The organism is Streptomyces sp. NPDC030245 (genome assembly GCF_055572995.1).
Map to the genome: position 1 here is coordinate 518,275 of NZ_JBVICF010000003.1, position 14,795 is coordinate 533,069.

A 14,795-nucleotide genomic window follows, 5' to 3' on the forward strand; every position below is an offset into this window, starting at 1 on the left:
GTGCGCATGGCGATCAAGACATACGCGGCGCTGCTGCGCGGCATCAACGTGGGCGGCCACAAGAAGGTGCCGATGGCCGACCTGCGGGCGCTCCTTGCGGGGCTCGGCCACGGCGGCGTACAGACGTATCTACAGAGCGGCAACGCCGTCTTCACCGCGGACCACGGCGACGAGGAGTCCCTGGCGGCCGAGGTGCGGGCGGCGACCGAGGAGCGCTTCGGCTTCGCCGTGGACGTCATCGTGCGCGACGGCGCCTACCTGAAGGCGGTGGCCGACGCCTGCCCGTTCCCCGCCGCCGACCTGCTGCCCAAGCAGCTGCACGCCACCTACTTCTCCGCGCCGGTCACCCCGGAACGCTTCGCGGCGATCCGCCAACCCGACTTCCTGCCCGAGGAGTTCCGCCTCGGCGACCGCGTCCTCTACCTGTACGCGCCCGACGGCCTCGGCCGCTCCAAGCTCGCCGAACAGCTGGCCGGGCCCGCCCCGACCAAGGGCGTCGTCGCCACCACCCGCAACTGGAACACCGTCACGCGACTCGTGGAGATGACCCATGGCTGACCGCACCGCCGCCGTCGAGGCCGCCATCGAGGGCGAGCTGCGCCTCCTCGACCCCGAGGTGCGCGCGTCGCCCGAACTCTTCGGAGCGCTGCTGCACCCGGAGTTCACCGAGTTCGGCGCCTCCGGCACGCAGTGGGACCGCGCCTCCATCATGCGGGTCCTCACCGCGAGCCCGGCGCCCGGCGCCCGCCCCTTCACCACCTCCCGCATGAGGGGCGTCCAGCTCGCCGACGACCTGGTGCACCTCACCTTCGACACGGACGCCAACGGCCGCCGCGCGCACCGCAGTTCACTGTGGCGACGTACCGAAGGCACCTGGCGGCTCTGGTTCCACCAGGCGACACCGTTCAGCGAGGAGTAAGTGGCCCGCGCGGATGAGGCGGCAATGGCCCAGAAGTCTGTGCCATTCGCTGGTTAGTGTCGGGGCATGACGAACCCCGACGCCGCACCCGGCGCCACCGCTCCCGCCGTCCCCTCCGCCCCGACCCGGGTCGACTTCTACTTCGACCCGGCCTGCCCCTTCGCCTGGATCACCTCGCGCTGGATCCTGGAGGTCGAGGCCCACCGCGCCCTCGACGTCCGCTTCCACGTGATGAGCCTCTTCTTCCACAACGAGGGCAACGAACTCCCCGACTGGTACCGGGACCTGGTCGACCGCTCGCTCACCCTGACGAGGATCGCCGCGGCCGCCGCGGACCGGCACGGCGACAAGGTCCTTCGCGACCTCTACACCGCCTTCGGGACCCGCGTCCACGACGACGGGAACGAGGACTTCGAAGCGGTCGCCGCGCAGGCCCTGGCCGAGCTAGGGCTGCCGGCCGGGCTCGCGGCGGCGGCGCACGACGCCTCGTACGACGACCTGCTGCGCCGCAGCCACGACGCGGGCAAGGACCCCGAGGCCGGCGGCTATGTGGGCACGCCGACGATCCACGTCGACGGCACCGTCTGGTTCGGGCCCGTGCTGCGCGCGATCCCGCGCGGCGAGGAGGCGGCCCGGCTCTTCGACAGCTTCCGCGTCCTCGCGGGCCACCCGGACTTCTTCGAGTTGAAGCGCACCCGCACCGGCGGCCTCGACTTCTCCTGAGACCCGGCCGCAGGGCTCAGCCCGCGGCGCGCCGCGACGTCATCTGGAGGGTGAGCGAGCCGCCCTCCTCGGGGACCGCGCGACGCCGCGTGTAACCGAGGCGTTCGAGGACGGAGAGGGAAGGGACGTTCTCCGAGTCGACGGTCGCGTGCACCTCGGTCAGGCCCAGGGTCTCGTGCCCGTACGAGGTGAGGAGCCGCGCCAGCTCGGTGCCGAGCCCGAGCCCCCAGGTCTCCCTGGAGAGGCCGTAGACGATCTCGTGGCCGTCGAGCCAGCTCTCCGGCGAGGGCTTGACCTCGGCGTGGCCGGCGTAGCGGCCCTCGTACCGGACGGCCCACACGGGGAAGCGCCCCTCCGCGTAGACACGGCTGAAGATACGGCCGAACAGCGCCCGGTCCTCCGCCTCGCTCTGCATCCCGTCCCCGAACCAGCGCCCCACCGCCTCGTCCTGGAAGAGCGCGACGAAGTCGGCCTCGTCGGAGGCGAGATAAGGGGAGAGGGCGAGGCGTTCGGACCGCAGTTCGGGTGTCATCCGTGTGACGGTAGGGGGCGGGGTGCGGGGGTGCCAACGCAATTACCGTACGGCGCTCAGCCGACCGCCCGCGGCAGTCCGATCGGGTTCGGGAACGGCAGGACGTCCGAGTCCAGGATGTGGCGGGCCGCCGGCTCCAGCGCGGCGAGGAGCGCCTCCGTCTCCTTGTGGTGCAGCGGGCGCAGCATGCGTGCCGCGAGGCGGTCCGTGTCGTCCTCGATCAGCTCCCGCTCGGTGAGGCCGTGGTCGGTGACCCGGCCCAGCGCGTCGAGCAGGCCGAGGCCGCGCAACCGGTCCACGGAGACCTCCCACTCCTCCTCGGTCCAGCCCCGGTCCTGCCGGATGCCGGCCGCGTCCACCCGCTCGGTCGCGGCGGCGAGGACGAGGCTCTCGCGGGCGTCCAGGCCGCGGTCGGCGAGGACGGCGACATGCGCGTCACCGCGGAACTCGCGGACACAGGTGCACAGTTGCCAGAGCCGCTCGACCGGGTCGGCACGGTCCACCAGGTCGCGGTTGGCGGCGAACAGCGGGCGGGCGAGCGACGGGGCGTCCTCCACCATGGCCATCAAGGGACCGTTGACCGCGGCCGCCAAGGTCCCGACGGACGGCACGAGTTCGCGCAGGGCGGCGGCCGTGACGCGGGCGCGCTCCTCGACGACGCGGTCCGGTGACGCGTACTCCCACGCGGACGGCAGGGCCCGCGCGACCATGCCGGGGGAGAAGACACCCAGTGCCGCGGCGGCGACGCCGGGGCCGACGCGGCCCATCGGCGCGGTGCGGACCGCGAAGTAGCCCATCCAGAAGCCCTTGAGGCCCACGGCCCGGCCGAGGCCGCGGCAACGGTCCTCGAAGTAGACCACCGCGTGCAGGGGTTCGGTGCGCAGCCACAGCGTGCGGGATCGGCTCGGGGTCATGAACCCACAAGCTAGGCCAGTGCGGGAGTCCGCGCCAGGGGAGCAACGGGGCAGGTGCCAGGCGCATAGGCCTCGTCGTAGCGCCGTACCAGGAGCCGGGCGAGCGCCGGCGCGGGCCCGAGGACGTCCGCGAGGACGTCGGCGCCGGCCGCGCCCCGGGTGATGCGGTCCGGCAGGAAGCCGGGGGCCAGGACGTAGGGCGCGACGGCCACCCGGCGCACCCCGGCCACGGCCCGCAGCTCGCGCACGGCGTCCTCCGTGCGCGGCAGGGACGCGGAGGCGAACGCAGGCCGCACGGCGCACCAACCGGTGTGCCGCCACTCCCGCGCGATGTCAGCGATCACTGCGATCGCCTCCGGGTCCGACGACCCCGCCGAGGCCAGGACGACCCCGGTCGAGGACTTGTCGGCGGGGTCGAGCCCCGCCTCGTACAGCCGCTGCTCCAGGGCGGACAGGAGCAGCGGGGACGGGCCGAGCACCGCCGCCTGCCGGATACGCAGCGCCGGTGGCGCTTCGCGCAGCACCGCGGGGATGTCCGCCTTGGCGTGGAACGCCCGCGTCAGGAGGAGGGGCAGCGCCACGACGTCGCGTACGCCCTCGGCCGCGAGCCGCTCCAACACCCCCGGGACGGAAGGGGTGTCGAAGTCCAGGAAGGCCGTCTCCACCCGCAGCCCGGGGCGCAGCGACCGCGCCCGGCGCACCAGCGCGTGCACGGTCGCGGCGTGCCGCGGGTCGCGGCTGCCGTGGGCGACGACGAGGAGGACGGGGCGGACGGGACGGTGCACGGGACTCAGCTCCTCACGAGGAGGCCGCGGCTGCGCAGCACGCGCCGCTCCAGCGGGCTGAAGATCAGCAGGTCGATGGCGATGCCCACGATCAGGATGAGCAGGATGGCGAGGAAGATCATGGGCATGGAGCTGGCGTTGCGGCCGTTCTCCAGGAGCTGGCCGAGTCCGACGCCGAGCTCCGGCGAGGACGCGATGATCTCCGCGGCCATGAGGGAGCGCCAGGAGAACGCCCAGCCCTGCTTGAGCCCCGCGAGATAGCCGGGCAGCGCGGCAGGGAGCACGATGTGCCAGGTGTGGCGCAGGCCCGTCGCGCCGAGCGTGCGGCCCGCGCGCAGGAACAGCGGCGGCACCTGGTCGACGCCCGACACCAGGCCGTTGGCGATGGAGGGGACCGCGCCGAGCAGGATGACCGCGTACATCATCTTGTTCTCCAGGCCCAGCCAGAGCACCGCGGGCGGCACCCACGCCACCGAGGGCAGCGACTGGAGTCCGGAGAGGATCGGGCCGAGCGCGGCCCTGATGAACCGCACCCGCGCGACGATCAGGCCGAGCGGTGTGCCGATCGCGAGGGCCATCAGGAAGCCGAGCAGGCCGCGCGAGACGGAGGTCCAGATGTAGTCGAGGAGCGTGCCCTGCAACCACGCCTCGGTCACCTCGTCCCACACCGCGGACGGCGAGGGCAGCTTCGTCGGATCGTCGACGATCTCGAAGGAGACCAGTGCCTGCCACACGAGCAGGACGAGGAGGACCGCGGTGAGCGGCGGCACCACCTTCTGGACGAGGACCTGCCGCACCGGTGTGCGGGCGGGGCCCGCCTTCGTCTCCAGCGCGTCGAGGCCCGCCTCCAGGCCGGCGAGGTCCTGGCCGTCCCCGGCCTCCTTGACCGGTCCTGTCGTCTCAGTGCTGGCCATGGCGGCGGATCTCCCCACGCAGTTGTTCGGTGATCTCGACGGACAGTTCCGCCACGGCGGTGTCCTCGATACGGCGCGGGTGCTCGATGTCGACCCGCCACTCGTGCGCCACCCGGCCGGGACGCGACGAGAGGAGCACGACGCGCTGGGCGAGGCGCACGGCCTCGCGGACGTTGTGCGTGACGAAGAGGACGGAGACGTTCGTCTCGCGCCAGATGCGGGTCAGCTCGTCGTGCAGCACGTCGCGCGTGATGGCGTCCAGCGCCGCGAACGGCTCGTCCATCAGCAGCAGCCGGCTGTCCTGGGCCAGCGCGCGGGCGAGCGCCACCCGCTGGCGCATGCCGCCGGACAGTTCGTGCACCCGCTTGCCGTACGCGCCCTGGAGCCGGACGAGTTCGAGGAGCTCCTCGGCCTTCGGGCGGCGCTCGGCCTTCGGCACGCCGCGCAGCTTCAGGGCGAGCTCGATGTTCTTGCCCGCGGTCAGCCACGGGAAGAGGGCGTGCTCCTGGAACATCAGGGCCGGGCGGCCGTCCGTCGCGATGGTGCCCGCGGACGGCTCGTCGAGCCCGGCGACCAGGTTGAGCAGCGTCGACTTGCCGCAGCCGGAGGCTCCCAGGAGGGTGACGAACTCGCCCGGCGCGACATCGAGCGTGATGTCGTCCAGGACCAGCTGGGGTCCGGCGGGACCGCCGAAGGACTTCGAGACGTGCTCGATCCGCGCGGCGTGCCCGGCCGTGGTGCGGGTGTCCTCCGCGGCCTTGGCGAGGGTGGATGCCATGGTCGTCACCTCCTGGGAACGGGTCGTGGTCCTGGGCTACTTGACGCCGAGGCCGGCGTCGTCGACCGGGGACTCGCCCGCGGCCTTGAGAACCTTGTTCAGCGGGCGGAGGTCGTAGATGCCCTTGAGGTCGGGTTTCTCCAGGAGGCCGGCCTTGACGGCGTGGTCCGCCTCCGCTTCGAGGGTGGCGGCCAGCGGGTCGTCGGTCGTCTCGATCGACTGCCACGCCGGGTCGAGCACCTCGGCGGGCAGCGCCTTGCCGGAGTCCGCCTTCAGCCGTGCGTTCGCGGCCGCCTTGGCCTTCTCCGGGTTCTTCTCGATCCACGCGTTGGTCTTCACGGCGCCGCGCAGCACGGCCTCGACGACCTTCGGGTGCTCCTTGAGGAACTCCTGCCGCACGATGATGTTCGTGATCACGAACTTCTTGTCCGGCCACAGGTCGGCCTCGTCGAGCAGCACCTTGCCGCCCTCGGTGACCAGCTTGGACGCGGTCGGCTCGGGCACCCACGCGCCGTCGATGGAGCCGGACCTGTAGGCGTCGGGGGTGATCTTGTTGTCGGTGCGGACCACCGACACGTCGCCCTTGCCGCTCTCCGCGTCGACCTGCCAGCCCCGCTCGGCGATCCAGTTGAGGAAGGCGACGTCCTGGGTGTTGCCGAGCTGCGGCGTCGCTATCTTCTTGCCCTTGACGTCGTCCAGGGACTTGATCTTCTCGGGGTTCACCACGAGCTTCACGCCGCCGGACGCGGAGCCGCCGATGATCCGCAGGTTCTTGCCCTGCGACTTGGTGTAGCCGTTGATGGCGGGCGACGGGCCGATCCAGCCGATGTCGATGGAGCCCGCGTTGAGCGCCTCGATCTCGGAGGGGCCCGCGTTGAACTGCGCGTACTTCGCCTCCGTGCCGCCGAGCTCCTTCTGGAACAGGCCCTCCTGGCTGCCGACGAGTGCGGTGGCGTGGGTGAGGTTCGGGAAGTAGCCGATCTTCACGCTGTCCAGGCCGTCGATCTTCTCGGCGCCCTCGGCGACCTTGGACTTCTCGTCGGTGTCGGCCGCCTCGGAGCCGTAGCCGCAGGCGCCGAGCGCCAGGGCGAGGAGGGGCAGTGCCGCGAGGGCGGCGAGTCGGGTGCGTGGTGCAGGCACGGGAGGTGGTCCTCTCGTTGGCCCGGTCTCACGCCGTCAGGTCGTGGCCGGGAGGTCGGCAGGTCTTCGTCTTGCGCAGGAGGGTGCGTGGGCGCGCGAGCGGTGCGCGTACGTCTTCACGCACATCGCGCGACCCCGCCCTGTCCGCTGCCGAGGGCGCCGCTGCCGATGCGGCCGCCCTCCTTCGCGAACGTCGCGAACACGTCGACGCAGGTCATGGTCAGAAGTCCCAGCCCTCGTCGTCGGCCGCGGAGCCGGTCTCCGCCACGGCGTCGGCCGGCGCGGCGAACGCGTCGCCCGCCATGCCCGCCGCGAGCGTCGTGCCGTCCGCCGGGTCGATGAGCAGGAACGAACCGGTGCGGCGCGAGTCGGCGTAGGAGTCGAGGGCGAGCGGCTCGGCGGTGCGGACCTTCACGCGGCCGATGTCGTTGGCGACGAGCCGGCCGGGCTCGGGGTGCTGGGAGAGGTCGTCGAGGGTGAGCCGCGACGGGATCTCCTTCACGATCGCCTTGACCGTGCGGGTGGTGTGCTTGAGCAGCACCCGCTGGCCGACGGTGAGCGCGGTGTCCGCGACGTGGCAGACCGTCGCCTCGACGTCCTGCGTGGTCGGCGGGGCGTCACCGCTCGGCACGATCAGATCGCCGCGCGAGATGTCGATGTCGTCCTCCAGGAGGAGGGTGACGGACTGCGGCGTCCACGCGACGTCCACCGGGGTGCCCAGCAGATCGATCCCGGCGACCTTCGAGCTCCGCCCGGAGGGCAGCACCGTCACGGACTCGCCGACCCGGAACGCGCCGGCCGCGATCTGTCCCGCGTAACCGCGGTAGTCGGGGTGCTCGGGCGTCTGCGGGCGGATCACGTACTGGACGGGCAGGCGGGCGTGGCAGGTGGCCAGGTCGTGGCTGACCGGGACGGTCTCCAGGTGTTCCAGGACGGTGGGGCCGCCGTACCAGTCCATGTTCGAGGACGGCTCGACGACATTGTCACCGGCCAGCGCCGAGATCGGGATCGCGGTGATCTCCGGGACGCCCAGCTCGCCCGCGTACGCGGTGAACTCCTCGGCGATCTTCGCGAAGACGGTCTCGTCGTAGGCGACCAGGTCCATCTTGTTGACGGCGAGCACGACGTGCGGGACGCGCAGGAGCGCGGCCACGGCGGCGTGCCGGCGGGTCTGCTCGATGACGCCGTTGCGGGCGTCGACCAGGACCACGGCGAGGTCGGCGGTGGACGCGCCGGTGACCATGTTCCGGGTGTACTGCACGTGCCCGGGGGTGTCGGCGAGGATGAACCGGCGCCGGGCGGTGGCGAAGTAGCGGTAGGCGACGTCGATGGTGATGCCCTGCTCGCGCTCGGCCCGCAGGCCGTCCGTGAGCAGCGCCAGGTCGGGCGCGTCGGCGCCGCGGCTCGCCGAGACGCGCTCCACGGCCTCCAGCTGGTCGGTCAGGACCGACTTGGAGTCGTGCAGAAGGCGCCCGACCAGGGTGGACTTGCCGTCGTCGACGGAGCCGGCGGTGGCGAACCGCAGCAGGGTGGTGGCCGACAGCTGCTCGGTGGAGAGCGGCAGGACCGGCTCGGTGGTGCTGTTGTTGCTCATGGTTAGAAGTACCCCTCGCGCTTGCGGTCTTCCATCGCGGCCTCGGAGAGCTTGTCGTCGGCCCTCGTCGCCCCGCGCTCGGTCAGCCGCGACGCGGCGATCTCGGTGATGACGGCGTCCAGCGTGGTGGCGTCGGAGTCGACGGCGCCGGTGCAGGACATGTCGCCCACCGTGCGGTAGCGGATCAGCCGCCTCTCGACCGTCTCGCCCTCCTTGGGGCCGCCCCACTCGCCGGCGGTCAGCCACATCCCCGAGCGCCGGAACACGTCCCGCTCGTGCGCGAAGTAGATCCGCGGGAGCTCGATCTTCTCGCGGGCGATGTACTGCCACACGTCCAGCTCGGTCCAGTTGGAGAGCGGGAAGACGCGGACGTGCTCGCCGGGGGCGTGCCGGCCGTTGTAGAGCTGCCACAGCTCGGGGCGCTGGCGGCGCGGGTCCCACTGCGAGAACTCGTCGCGCAGCGAGAACACCCGCTCCTTGGCGCGCGCCTTCTCCTCGTCGCGGCGTCCGCCGCCGAAGACCGCGTCGAACTTCTCGCTCTGGATCTTCTCGGTGAGCGGCACGGTCTGGAGCGGGTTGCGCGTCCCGTCGGGCCGCTCGCGCAGCTTGCCCGCGTCGATGTACTCCTGCACCGAGGCGACGTGCAGTCGCAGCCCGTGCTCGGCGACCACGCGGTCGCGGTACTCGATGACCTCGGGGAAGTTGTGTCCCGTGTCGACGTGCAGCAGCGAGAAGGGGACCGGCGCGGGGGCGAACGCCTTCAGCGCCAGATGCAGCATGACGATGGAGTCCTTGCCGCCGGAGAAGAGGATCACCGGCCGCTCGAACTCGCCCGCCACCTCGCGGAAGATGTGCACCGCCTCGGACTCCAGGGCGTCCAGGTGGCTGAGCGCGTAGGGGCTGTCGGTGCCCTCGCCGGTCACGGTGGCAACAGTGGTCATGACAGACCCCTCTCGGTGAGCAGCGCGTGGAGAGCCGCCGCCGACTCCTGCACGGTCTGGTTCTGCGACTCGATGCGCAGGTCGGGCGAGTCCGGCGCCTCGTACGGGTCGTCGACCCCGGTGAGACCGGAGATCTCGCCCTTCGCCTGCTTGGCGTACAGACCCTTCACATCGCGTACGGAGCACACCTCGACGGGCGTCGCGACATGCACCTCGATGTACGCGGTGTCGTTCGCCTGGTGGCGCTTGCGCACCGCCTCGCGGCTGTCCGCGAACGGCGCGATCACCGGGACGAGCGCCAGCACGCCGTTGCGGGCGAGGAGTTCGGCGACGAAGCCGATGCGCTGCACGTTGGTGTCCCGGTCCTCGCGGCTGAAGCCGAGGCCCGCCGAGAGGAACTCGCGGATCTCGTCGCCGTCGAGCACCTCGACGCGGCGGCCCGCCGCGCGCAGGCGGCCCGCCAGTTCGTACGCGATGGTGGTCTTGCCGGCGCTGGGCAGGCCGGTGAGCCAGACGGTGGCTCCGGTCGTCACGTGGTTCTCCCGGGTCTGTTGCTGCTGTGTCTGCGTCCGCTGCTGCGTCTGCGGCGCGGTCATCAGTGGATCCCGCACTCGGTCTTGGCGTTGCCCGCCCAGCGCCCCGCGCGGGCGTCCTCGCCCGCCAGGAGGCGGCGGGTGCAGGGAGCGCAGCCCACCGAGCCGTAGCCGTCCATCAGGAGGGGGTTGGTGAGGACGCCGTGCTCGGCGACGTACGCGTCGACGTCGTCCTGCGTCCAGCGGGCGATCGGCGAGATCTTGACCTTGCGGCGCTTCTCGTCCCAGCCGACGACCGGGGTGTTCGCGCGGCTCGGCGAGTCGTCGCGGCGCAGCCCGGTGGCCCACGCGGTGTAGTTCGCGAGGCCCTCCTCCAAGGGCTGCACCTTCCGCAGCTTGCAGCACAGGTCCGGGTCGCGGTCGTGCAGCCGCGCGCCGTACACGGAGTCCTGCTCGGCGACGGACTGACGGGGCGTCAGCGTAATGACGTTGACGTCCATGACGGCCTCGACGGCGTCACGGGTTCCGATGGTCTCCGGGAAGTGGTAGCCGGTGTCCAGGAACACGACGTCGACGCCGGGCATGGCCCGCGAGGCGAGGTGGGCGACGACCGCGTCCTCCATCGAGGAGGTCACGCAGAAGCGTGTCCCGAAGGTGTCGGCGGCCCATTGGAGGATCTCCAGGGCGGAGGCGTCCTCCAGGTCGCGCCCGGCCTGCTCGGCGAGTGCCTTCAACTCGTCGTCGGTGCGCGCCTTCTTGTCCTGAGCAGTCGTCATATCTGGTTCTCTCCACTGCTGGTGTGCTGAACGCCCCGGGCGAGCAGCCCGAGGAACTTCAGCTGAAAGGCCCGGTTGCACGCCGCGCATTCCCACGCGCCGTGCCCGGCCTCGTGGGGGCGCAGGTCCTCGTCGCCGCAGTAGGGGCAGTGGAACGGGGCGGCACGCTCGCTCACTTGAGGGCCTCCTCGGACGCGCGCGCGGTCCACGCGGCGAAGCGCTCGCCGTCCTCGCGCTCCGCCTGGAAGTGTCCGAGGACGCGCTCGATGTAGTCGGGCAGCTCGGCCGCGGTGACCTTCAGGCCGCGGACCTTGCGGCCGAAGCCGGCGTCGAGCCCGAGGGCGCCGCCCAGGTGCACCTGGTAGCCCTCGACCTGGTTGCCGTCGGCGTCGAGCATGAGCTGGCCCTTGAGGCCGATGTCGGCGACCTGGATGCGGGCGCAGGCGTTCGGGCAGCCGTTGATGTTGATGGTGATCGGCTCGTCGAACTCCGGGATGCGGCGCTCCAGTTCGTCGATGAGGGAGGCGCCGCGCGCCTTCGTCTCGACGATGGCGAGCTTGCAGAACTCGATGCCGGTGCAGGCCATCGTGCCGCGCCGGAACGGCGAGGCGTTGACCCGCAGGTCGAGCGCTTCGAGTGCGGAGACGAGCGAGTCGACCTGCTCCTGCTCGACGTCGAGCACGATCATCTTCTGTTCGGCGGTGGTGCGGAGCCGGCCCGAGCCGTGCGCCTCGGCGACCTCGGCGATCTTCGTGAGGGTGGCGCCGTCGACGCGGCCGACGCGGGGCGCGAAGCCGACGTAGAAGCGGCCGTCCTTCTGCCGGTGGACGCCGAGGTGGTCGCGCCAGGTGCCGGCGGGCTGCTCCGGGGCGGGCCCGTCGACCAGCTTCCGCTGGAGGTACTCGTCCTCCAGGACCTGCCGGAACTTCTCCGGACCCCAGTCGGCGACGAGGAACTTCAGGCGGGCGCGGTTGCGCAGCCGGCGGTAGCCGTAGTCGCGGAAGATGCCGATGACGCCGCCGTACACGTCCGGCACTTCGTCGAGCGGCACCCAGGCGCCGAGGCGCACGCCGAGCTTGGGGTTGGTGGAGAGGCCGCCGCCGACCCACAGGTCGAAGCCGGGGCCGTGCTCGGGGTGGTGGACGCCGACGAAGGCGACGTCGTTGATCTCGTGCGCCACGTCGAGCTGCGGCGAGCCGGAGATCGCGGTCTTGAACTTGCGGGGCAGGTTCGAGAAGTCGGGGTTGCCGATGAAGCGGCGCTGGATCTCGTCGATGGCGGGGGAGCCGTCGATGATCTCGTTCTCGGCGACGCCCGCCACGGGGGAGCCGAGGATCACGCGGGGCGTGTCACCGCAGGCCTCCGTGGTCGAGAGCCCGACGGCTTCGAGCCGCCGCCAGATCTCGGGGACGTCCTCGATGCGGATCCAGTGGTACTGGATGTTCTGCCGGTCGGTGAGGTCGGCGGTGCCGCGCGCGAACTCCTGGGAGATCTCGCCGATGACGCGCAGCTGCTCGGTGGTCAGCCGCCCGCCGTCGACGCGCACCCGGAGCATGAAGTACTCGTCGTCCAGCTCCTCCGGCTCCAGGATCGCGGTCTTGCCGCCGTCGATCCCGGGCTTGCGCTGGGTGTACAGCCCCCACCAGCGCATCCGGCCACGGAGATCGTTCGGGTCGATGGAGTCGAATCCACGCTTCGAGTAGATCGTCTCAATACGTGTCCGCACATTGAGACCGTCGTCGTCCTTCTTGAACTGCTCGTTCCCGTTGAGCGGCGTGAAGTGACCTGCGGCCCACTGGCCCTCGCCGCGGTGACGGCTCGCCTTGCGGCGGGGCGTGGCTGGGGCGGGCTTCTCTGGCGTGGTGGGCATCGGAGTACGTCCTTCGGGCAGCGGAAACATGCGGCTCTGACCTGCGGGGATGGGCACACGGAAGCGTGTGCGCGCGGCGCTGCGCAGGGAGGGAGTCAGGAGGGATCGGTGATCAGATGTGCGGCGGTGCTGAACTGATCAGCAGGCCGGACACATGGCGCTGGACATGCGGCCGAGGTCGACGTGACGTCGACTCACCAAGGCGTTTCCAGTGCGATCCATGCCGGAAGCGTGTCATGGGACTTTCGGCCCAGTCCAGCATTATCCAAAATGCGGACACCGTTGTCCCGCATCGTGGACAACGGTGTCGTGGATCACTTGTAGGACTCAGCCGCGGTGGGCTCCCGGCCAGGGACCGGGGGTCGGAACGTCCGCCTCCAGTTCAACTTTGGTGTCGAAGAGCTTGAAGCCGCGCCGCTGGTAGTTCTCCATGGCGTGCTCGCCGTCCTTGGAGCAGGTGTGCAGCCAGACCCGCTCGGTCGGCGCGAGCCCCGGCCACCGCCCGGCCAGGTCCCAGGCGCGCGCGACGCCCTGCGACAGGAGGTGGCCGCCGATGCGGCGCCCCCGGAAGGCGGGCAGCAGACCGAAGTAGACGATCTCCACGACGCCCTCCGCCGCGTCCCCGTTCTCCCCGCGCGCCGCCAGCTCCACATATCCGGCGGGCGTCCCCTTCTCGTACGCGACCCAGGTCTCCACGCCCGGCCGGTCCAGCAGCTTCTGCCACTCCGCGTAGGTGAGGGAGAGCCGGTCGGACCAGTGGATGTCCCCGCCGACGGACGCGTACAGGAACCTGCTGAACTCGGGCGAGGGCACTTCGGCGCGCACGATCCGGACGTCGCCGTCGGGCGCGGCGGCCGGGAGCAGATCGGTGGGAGAGGTCTGCTCAAGGGACCAGGTGGTGACTGTGATGCTCATACGGCACAGAGAATCATGGGCGCCCGAGGACAGGTTCTCAGGGCTCCGCGACCCGTCTCGCCGCGCGGACCGCCGGCGCCGTCGAGTGGGGCAGCAGGTCCACCGGACGCTCCGGCATGACCACGTCGACGTCGACGTCCTCGTGGAAGCGGTAGGGCCGGTGGGCCAGCAGACCGCCCAGGTAGCGCCGCACGCGGGACAGCTCGGCGCGGACCGTCACCGTGCGCGCCGGGTCGCCGAACATGTCCTCGGCGAGACCCGAGGCGGTGCGCCCGGTGCGGTAGGTGCACAGAAGATAGAGGAGCTCGGCGTGGCGCGGGCTCAGCTCGTGCGTCCAGTCGTGGGCGCCGCCGAGCACCGAGAGCGTCCAGCGGCGCGGGCTGCTCACGTCCAGGACGAGCCGGGTCGCGGTGACGGGCCTTGGCACCTCGCCGGGCTCCTCGACGCGCAGCAGCCAGCCGCCGGCCAGCGGCTCCACCAGGCAGGAGCCGAGGGAGGGCAGCCAGGTGCGGCCGGGGCCGAAGGCCTTGGGGAGCGCGAGGCGGTCCGCCGGGGGCATGCCGGTGACCGCGGCGGTCCAGCCGTGCGCGTCCACCGCCAGCGCCCGCCCGTCGAGCCGGGCGAGGACCGGCGCGGCCACGGCCCGCAGCCGGTCGAGCGCCGTCACGTGCCGGTCGCGCAGCCGGGCCTCGGCGAGCTTGGCCGCCGAGTCGACCAGCGCGAGGGTCGCCGGATGGATGGTCTGGAGCGGCCCGCTCACGTCGACCACGCCGAGCAGCCTGCCGTCCCGCGGGTCGGTCACCGGCGCGCCCGAGCACGTCCACGGGTGGTGGGTCTGCACGAAGTGCTCGGCGGAGAACACCTGCACGGGGCGGCGCACCACCAGCGGCGTCCCGATGCCGTTCGTGCCGACGACGCCCTCCCCCCAGTCCGCGCCCGGTGCCAGGCCGTGCGTGTCCGCCTGGCGCAGCACCGCGGCGCTGCCCTCGCGCCACAGCACCCGGCCCTCCGCGTCGCAGACGACCATGATGTGCTGCGCGGCGTCCGCCACGGAGACCAGGGCGTTGCGCAGGACGGGCAGGACCTCCAGGAGCGGCGAGGTGCGGCGCCGCTCCTCCAGCTCCTCGCCGGTCAGCAGCCGGGACCGGAAGTCGTGGTCGGGGTCGACCCCGCCGAGCAGCATCCGCCCCCACGAGTCGCCGATCACGGGACGCGGCAGGACCCTCGGCCGCTGCCCGGAGAGCGTGGCGTCGCGCACCCCCTTCAACAGGTGCGCGGCGTGCGCGAGGTCCATGGCGGAGATCCGCGCGAGGTCGATCGTCGACGGGGCGTTCATGACCACTGGGTCCTTTCCGGCCAGACCAGTGTGGAGGTGCAGGACCCCATCGTGCCCCCTGCGCGGGCCCTCGGGGGCCGCATCGGGGCGCGAATCCGCCGGGGGTCACCGTGAGTTGCAACCTC

18 protein-coding genes are annotated in these 14,795 nt (G+C 71.8%); 3 read left to right on the plus strand and 15 right to left on the minus strand.

The window, feature by feature from the left end; translation table 11 throughout:
- Positions 1–6: 6 nt before the first annotated feature.
- From ACZ4Z4_RS10755 to ACZ4Z4_RS10765, 3 genes are all read left to right on the plus strand, one after another.
- Positions 7–558, plus strand: coding sequence for a DUF1697 domain-containing protein (locus ACZ4Z4_RS10755; RefSeq protein ID WP_468325114.1), 552 nt, complete (start codon positions 7–9; stop codon positions 556–558).
- The gene (locus ACZ4Z4_RS10760; protein WP_468325117.1) at positions 551–919 is read left to right on the plus strand and encodes a nuclear transport factor 2 family protein; all 369 of its coding nucleotides are present in this window, start codon (positions 551–553) and stop codon (positions 917–919) included. The genes ACZ4Z4_RS10755 and ACZ4Z4_RS10760 overlap by 8 nt, the downstream gene beginning before the upstream one ends.
- Before the next feature lie 66 nt (positions 920–985).
- Complete coding sequence (locus tag ACZ4Z4_RS10765) at positions 986–1,642, plus strand: DsbA family protein (protein ID WP_468325119.1); 657 nt, start codon at positions 986–988, stop codon at positions 1,640–1,642.
- A gap of 16 nt (positions 1,643–1,658) precedes the next feature.
- Here ACZ4Z4_RS10765 and ACZ4Z4_RS10770 read toward each other — a convergent pair whose 3' ends face one another.
- The 15 genes from ACZ4Z4_RS10770 to ACZ4Z4_RS10840 all read right to left on the minus strand — a co-directional run bounded on the left by ACZ4Z4_RS10770 (position 1,659) and on the right by ACZ4Z4_RS10840 (position 14,670).
- Complete coding sequence (locus ACZ4Z4_RS10770) at positions 1,659–2,174, minus strand: GNAT family N-acetyltransferase (RefSeq protein ID WP_468325122.1); 516 nt, start codon at positions 2,172–2,174, stop codon at positions 1,659–1,661.
- Positions 2,175–2,230: 56 nt separating this feature from the next.
- Entirely contained in the window at positions 2,231–3,088 is an 858-nt protein-coding gene (locus ACZ4Z4_RS10775) for an SCO6745 family protein (RefSeq protein ID WP_468325125.1), read from the minus strand.
- Between the two features lie 11 nt (positions 3,089–3,099).
- Entirely contained in the window at positions 3,100–3,873 is a 774-nt protein-coding gene (locus tag ACZ4Z4_RS10780; protein ID WP_468325128.1) for a sirohydrochlorin chelatase, read from the minus strand.
- A gap of 5 nt (positions 3,874–3,878) precedes the next feature.
- Positions 3,879–4,787 carry an ABC transporter permease gene (locus tag ACZ4Z4_RS10785; RefSeq protein ID WP_468325131.1) on the minus strand — a complete coding sequence of 303 codons (909 nt, stop codon included), beginning with the start codon at positions 4,785–4,787 and terminating at the stop codon, positions 3,879–3,881.
- Positions 4,774–5,565: an ABC transporter ATP-binding protein gene (locus ACZ4Z4_RS10790; protein WP_468325134.1), complete on the minus strand. Its 792-nt coding sequence runs from the start codon at positions 5,563–5,565 to the stop codon at positions 4,774–4,776. The genes ACZ4Z4_RS10785 and ACZ4Z4_RS10790 overlap by 14 nt, the downstream gene beginning before the upstream one ends.
- Before the next feature lie 36 nt (positions 5,566–5,601).
- On the minus strand, positions 5,602–6,705 hold the full coding sequence (locus ACZ4Z4_RS10795) for an aliphatic sulfonate ABC transporter substrate-binding protein (RefSeq protein WP_468325137.1): 1,104 nt from the start codon (positions 6,703–6,705) through the stop codon (positions 5,602–5,604).
- 220 nt (positions 6,706–6,925) lie between these two features.
- Entirely contained in the window at positions 6,926–8,299 is a 1,374-nt protein-coding gene (locus ACZ4Z4_RS10800) for a sulfate adenylyltransferase subunit 1 (RefSeq protein WP_468325140.1), read from the minus strand.
- A gap of 2 nt (positions 8,300–8,301) precedes the next feature.
- Positions 8,302–9,240 (minus strand): sulfate adenylyltransferase subunit CysD, encoded by a 939-nt coding sequence (gene cysD, locus ACZ4Z4_RS10805; protein ID WP_468325142.1) that lies wholly within the window; start codon positions 9,238–9,240, stop codon positions 8,302–8,304.
- The gene (gene cysC / locus ACZ4Z4_RS10810) at positions 9,237–9,836 is read right to left on the minus strand and encodes an adenylyl-sulfate kinase (RefSeq protein ID WP_468325145.1); all 600 of its coding nucleotides are present in this window, start codon (positions 9,834–9,836) and stop codon (positions 9,237–9,239) included. The genes cysD and cysC overlap by 4 nt, the downstream gene beginning before the upstream one ends.
- Entirely contained in the window at positions 9,836–10,549 is a 714-nt protein-coding gene (locus ACZ4Z4_RS10815) for a phosphoadenylyl-sulfate reductase (RefSeq protein WP_468325147.1), read from the minus strand. Before ACZ4Z4_RS10815 ends, cysC begins: the two co-directional genes overlap by 1 nt.
- Positions 10,546–10,725, minus strand: a complete 180-nt coding sequence (locus ACZ4Z4_RS10820; protein ID WP_362999064.1) for a hypothetical protein — start codon at positions 10,723–10,725, stop codon at positions 10,546–10,548. Before ACZ4Z4_RS10820 ends, ACZ4Z4_RS10815 begins: the two co-directional genes overlap by 4 nt.
- Positions 10,722–12,419 (minus strand): nitrite/sulfite reductase, encoded by a 1,698-nt coding sequence (locus ACZ4Z4_RS10825; protein WP_468325150.1) that lies wholly within the window; start codon positions 12,417–12,419, stop codon positions 10,722–10,724. The genes ACZ4Z4_RS10820 and ACZ4Z4_RS10825 overlap by 4 nt, the downstream gene beginning before the upstream one ends.
- A 138-nt stretch (positions 12,420–12,557) precedes the next feature.
- Positions 12,558–12,641 carry a putative leader peptide gene (locus ACZ4Z4_RS10830; protein WP_317850486.1) on the minus strand — a complete coding sequence of 28 codons (84 nt, stop codon included), beginning with the start codon at positions 12,639–12,641 and terminating at the stop codon, positions 12,558–12,560.
- Positions 12,642–12,746: 105 nt separating this feature from the next.
- Positions 12,747–13,334 (minus strand): GNAT family N-acetyltransferase, encoded by a 588-nt coding sequence (locus ACZ4Z4_RS10835; RefSeq protein WP_468325153.1) that lies wholly within the window; start codon positions 13,332–13,334, stop codon positions 12,747–12,749.
- A gap of 37 nt (positions 13,335–13,371) precedes the next feature.
- Positions 13,372–14,670: a GAF domain-containing protein gene (locus ACZ4Z4_RS10840; protein WP_468325155.1), complete on the minus strand. Its 1,299-nt coding sequence runs from the start codon at positions 14,668–14,670 to the stop codon at positions 13,372–13,374.
- Positions 14,671–14,795: the final 125 nt, after the last annotated feature.

Bases quoted from the DNA above. Each gene is read 5' to 3' on its own strand.
- ACZ4Z4_RS10825 (WP_468325150.1), bottom strand. From the start codon at position 12,419: ATGCCCACCACGCCAGAGAAGCCCGCCCCAGCCACGCCCCGCCGCAAG.
- ACZ4Z4_RS10770 (WP_468325122.1), bottom strand. From the start codon at position 2,174: ATGACACCCGAACTGCGGTCCGAACGCCTCGCCCTCTCCCCTTATCTC.
- ACZ4Z4_RS10765 (WP_468325119.1), top strand. From the start codon at position 986: ATGACGAACCCCGACGCCGCACCCGGCGCCACCGCTCCCGCCGTCCCC.
- ACZ4Z4_RS10755 (WP_468325114.1), top strand. From the start codon at position 7: ATGGCGATCAAGACATACGCGGCGCTGCTGCGCGGCATCAACGTGGGC.
- ACZ4Z4_RS10800 (WP_468325140.1), bottom strand. From the start codon at position 8,299: ATGAGCAACAACAGCACCACCGAGCCGGTCCTGCCGCTCTCCACCGAG.
- ACZ4Z4_RS10840 (WP_468325155.1), bottom strand. From the start codon at position 14,670: ATGAACGCCCCGTCGACGATCGACCTCGCGCGGATCTCCGCCATGGAC.
- ACZ4Z4_RS10760 (WP_468325117.1), top strand. From the start codon at position 551: ATGGCTGACCGCACCGCCGCCGTCGAGGCCGCCATCGAGGGCGAGCTG.
- ACZ4Z4_RS10835 (WP_468325153.1), bottom strand. From the start codon at position 13,334: ATGAGCATCACAGTCACCACCTGGTCCCTTGAGCAGACCTCTCCCACC.
- ACZ4Z4_RS10790 (WP_468325134.1), bottom strand. From the start codon at position 5,565: ATGGCATCCACCCTCGCCAAGGCCGCGGAGGACACCCGCACCACGGCC.
- ACZ4Z4_RS10830 (WP_317850486.1), bottom strand. From the start codon at position 12,641: ATGGATCGCACTGGAAACGCCTTGGTGAGTCGACGTCACGTCGACCTC.
- ACZ4Z4_RS10785 (WP_468325131.1), bottom strand. From the start codon at position 4,787: ATGGCCAGCACTGAGACGACAGGACCGGTCAAGGAGGCCGGGGACGGC.
- cysD (WP_468325142.1), bottom strand. From the start codon at position 9,240: ATGACCACTGTTGCCACCGTGACCGGCGAGGGCACCGACAGCCCCTAC.
- ACZ4Z4_RS10815 (WP_468325147.1), bottom strand. From the start codon at position 10,549: ATGACGACTGCTCAGGACAAGAAGGCGCGCACCGACGACGAGTTGAAG.
- cysC (WP_468325145.1), bottom strand. From the start codon at position 9,836: ATGACCGCGCCGCAGACGCAGCAGCGGACGCAGACACAGCAGCAACAG.
- ACZ4Z4_RS10775 (WP_468325125.1), bottom strand. From the start codon at position 3,088: ATGACCCCGAGCCGATCCCGCACGCTGTGGCTGCGCACCGAACCCCTG.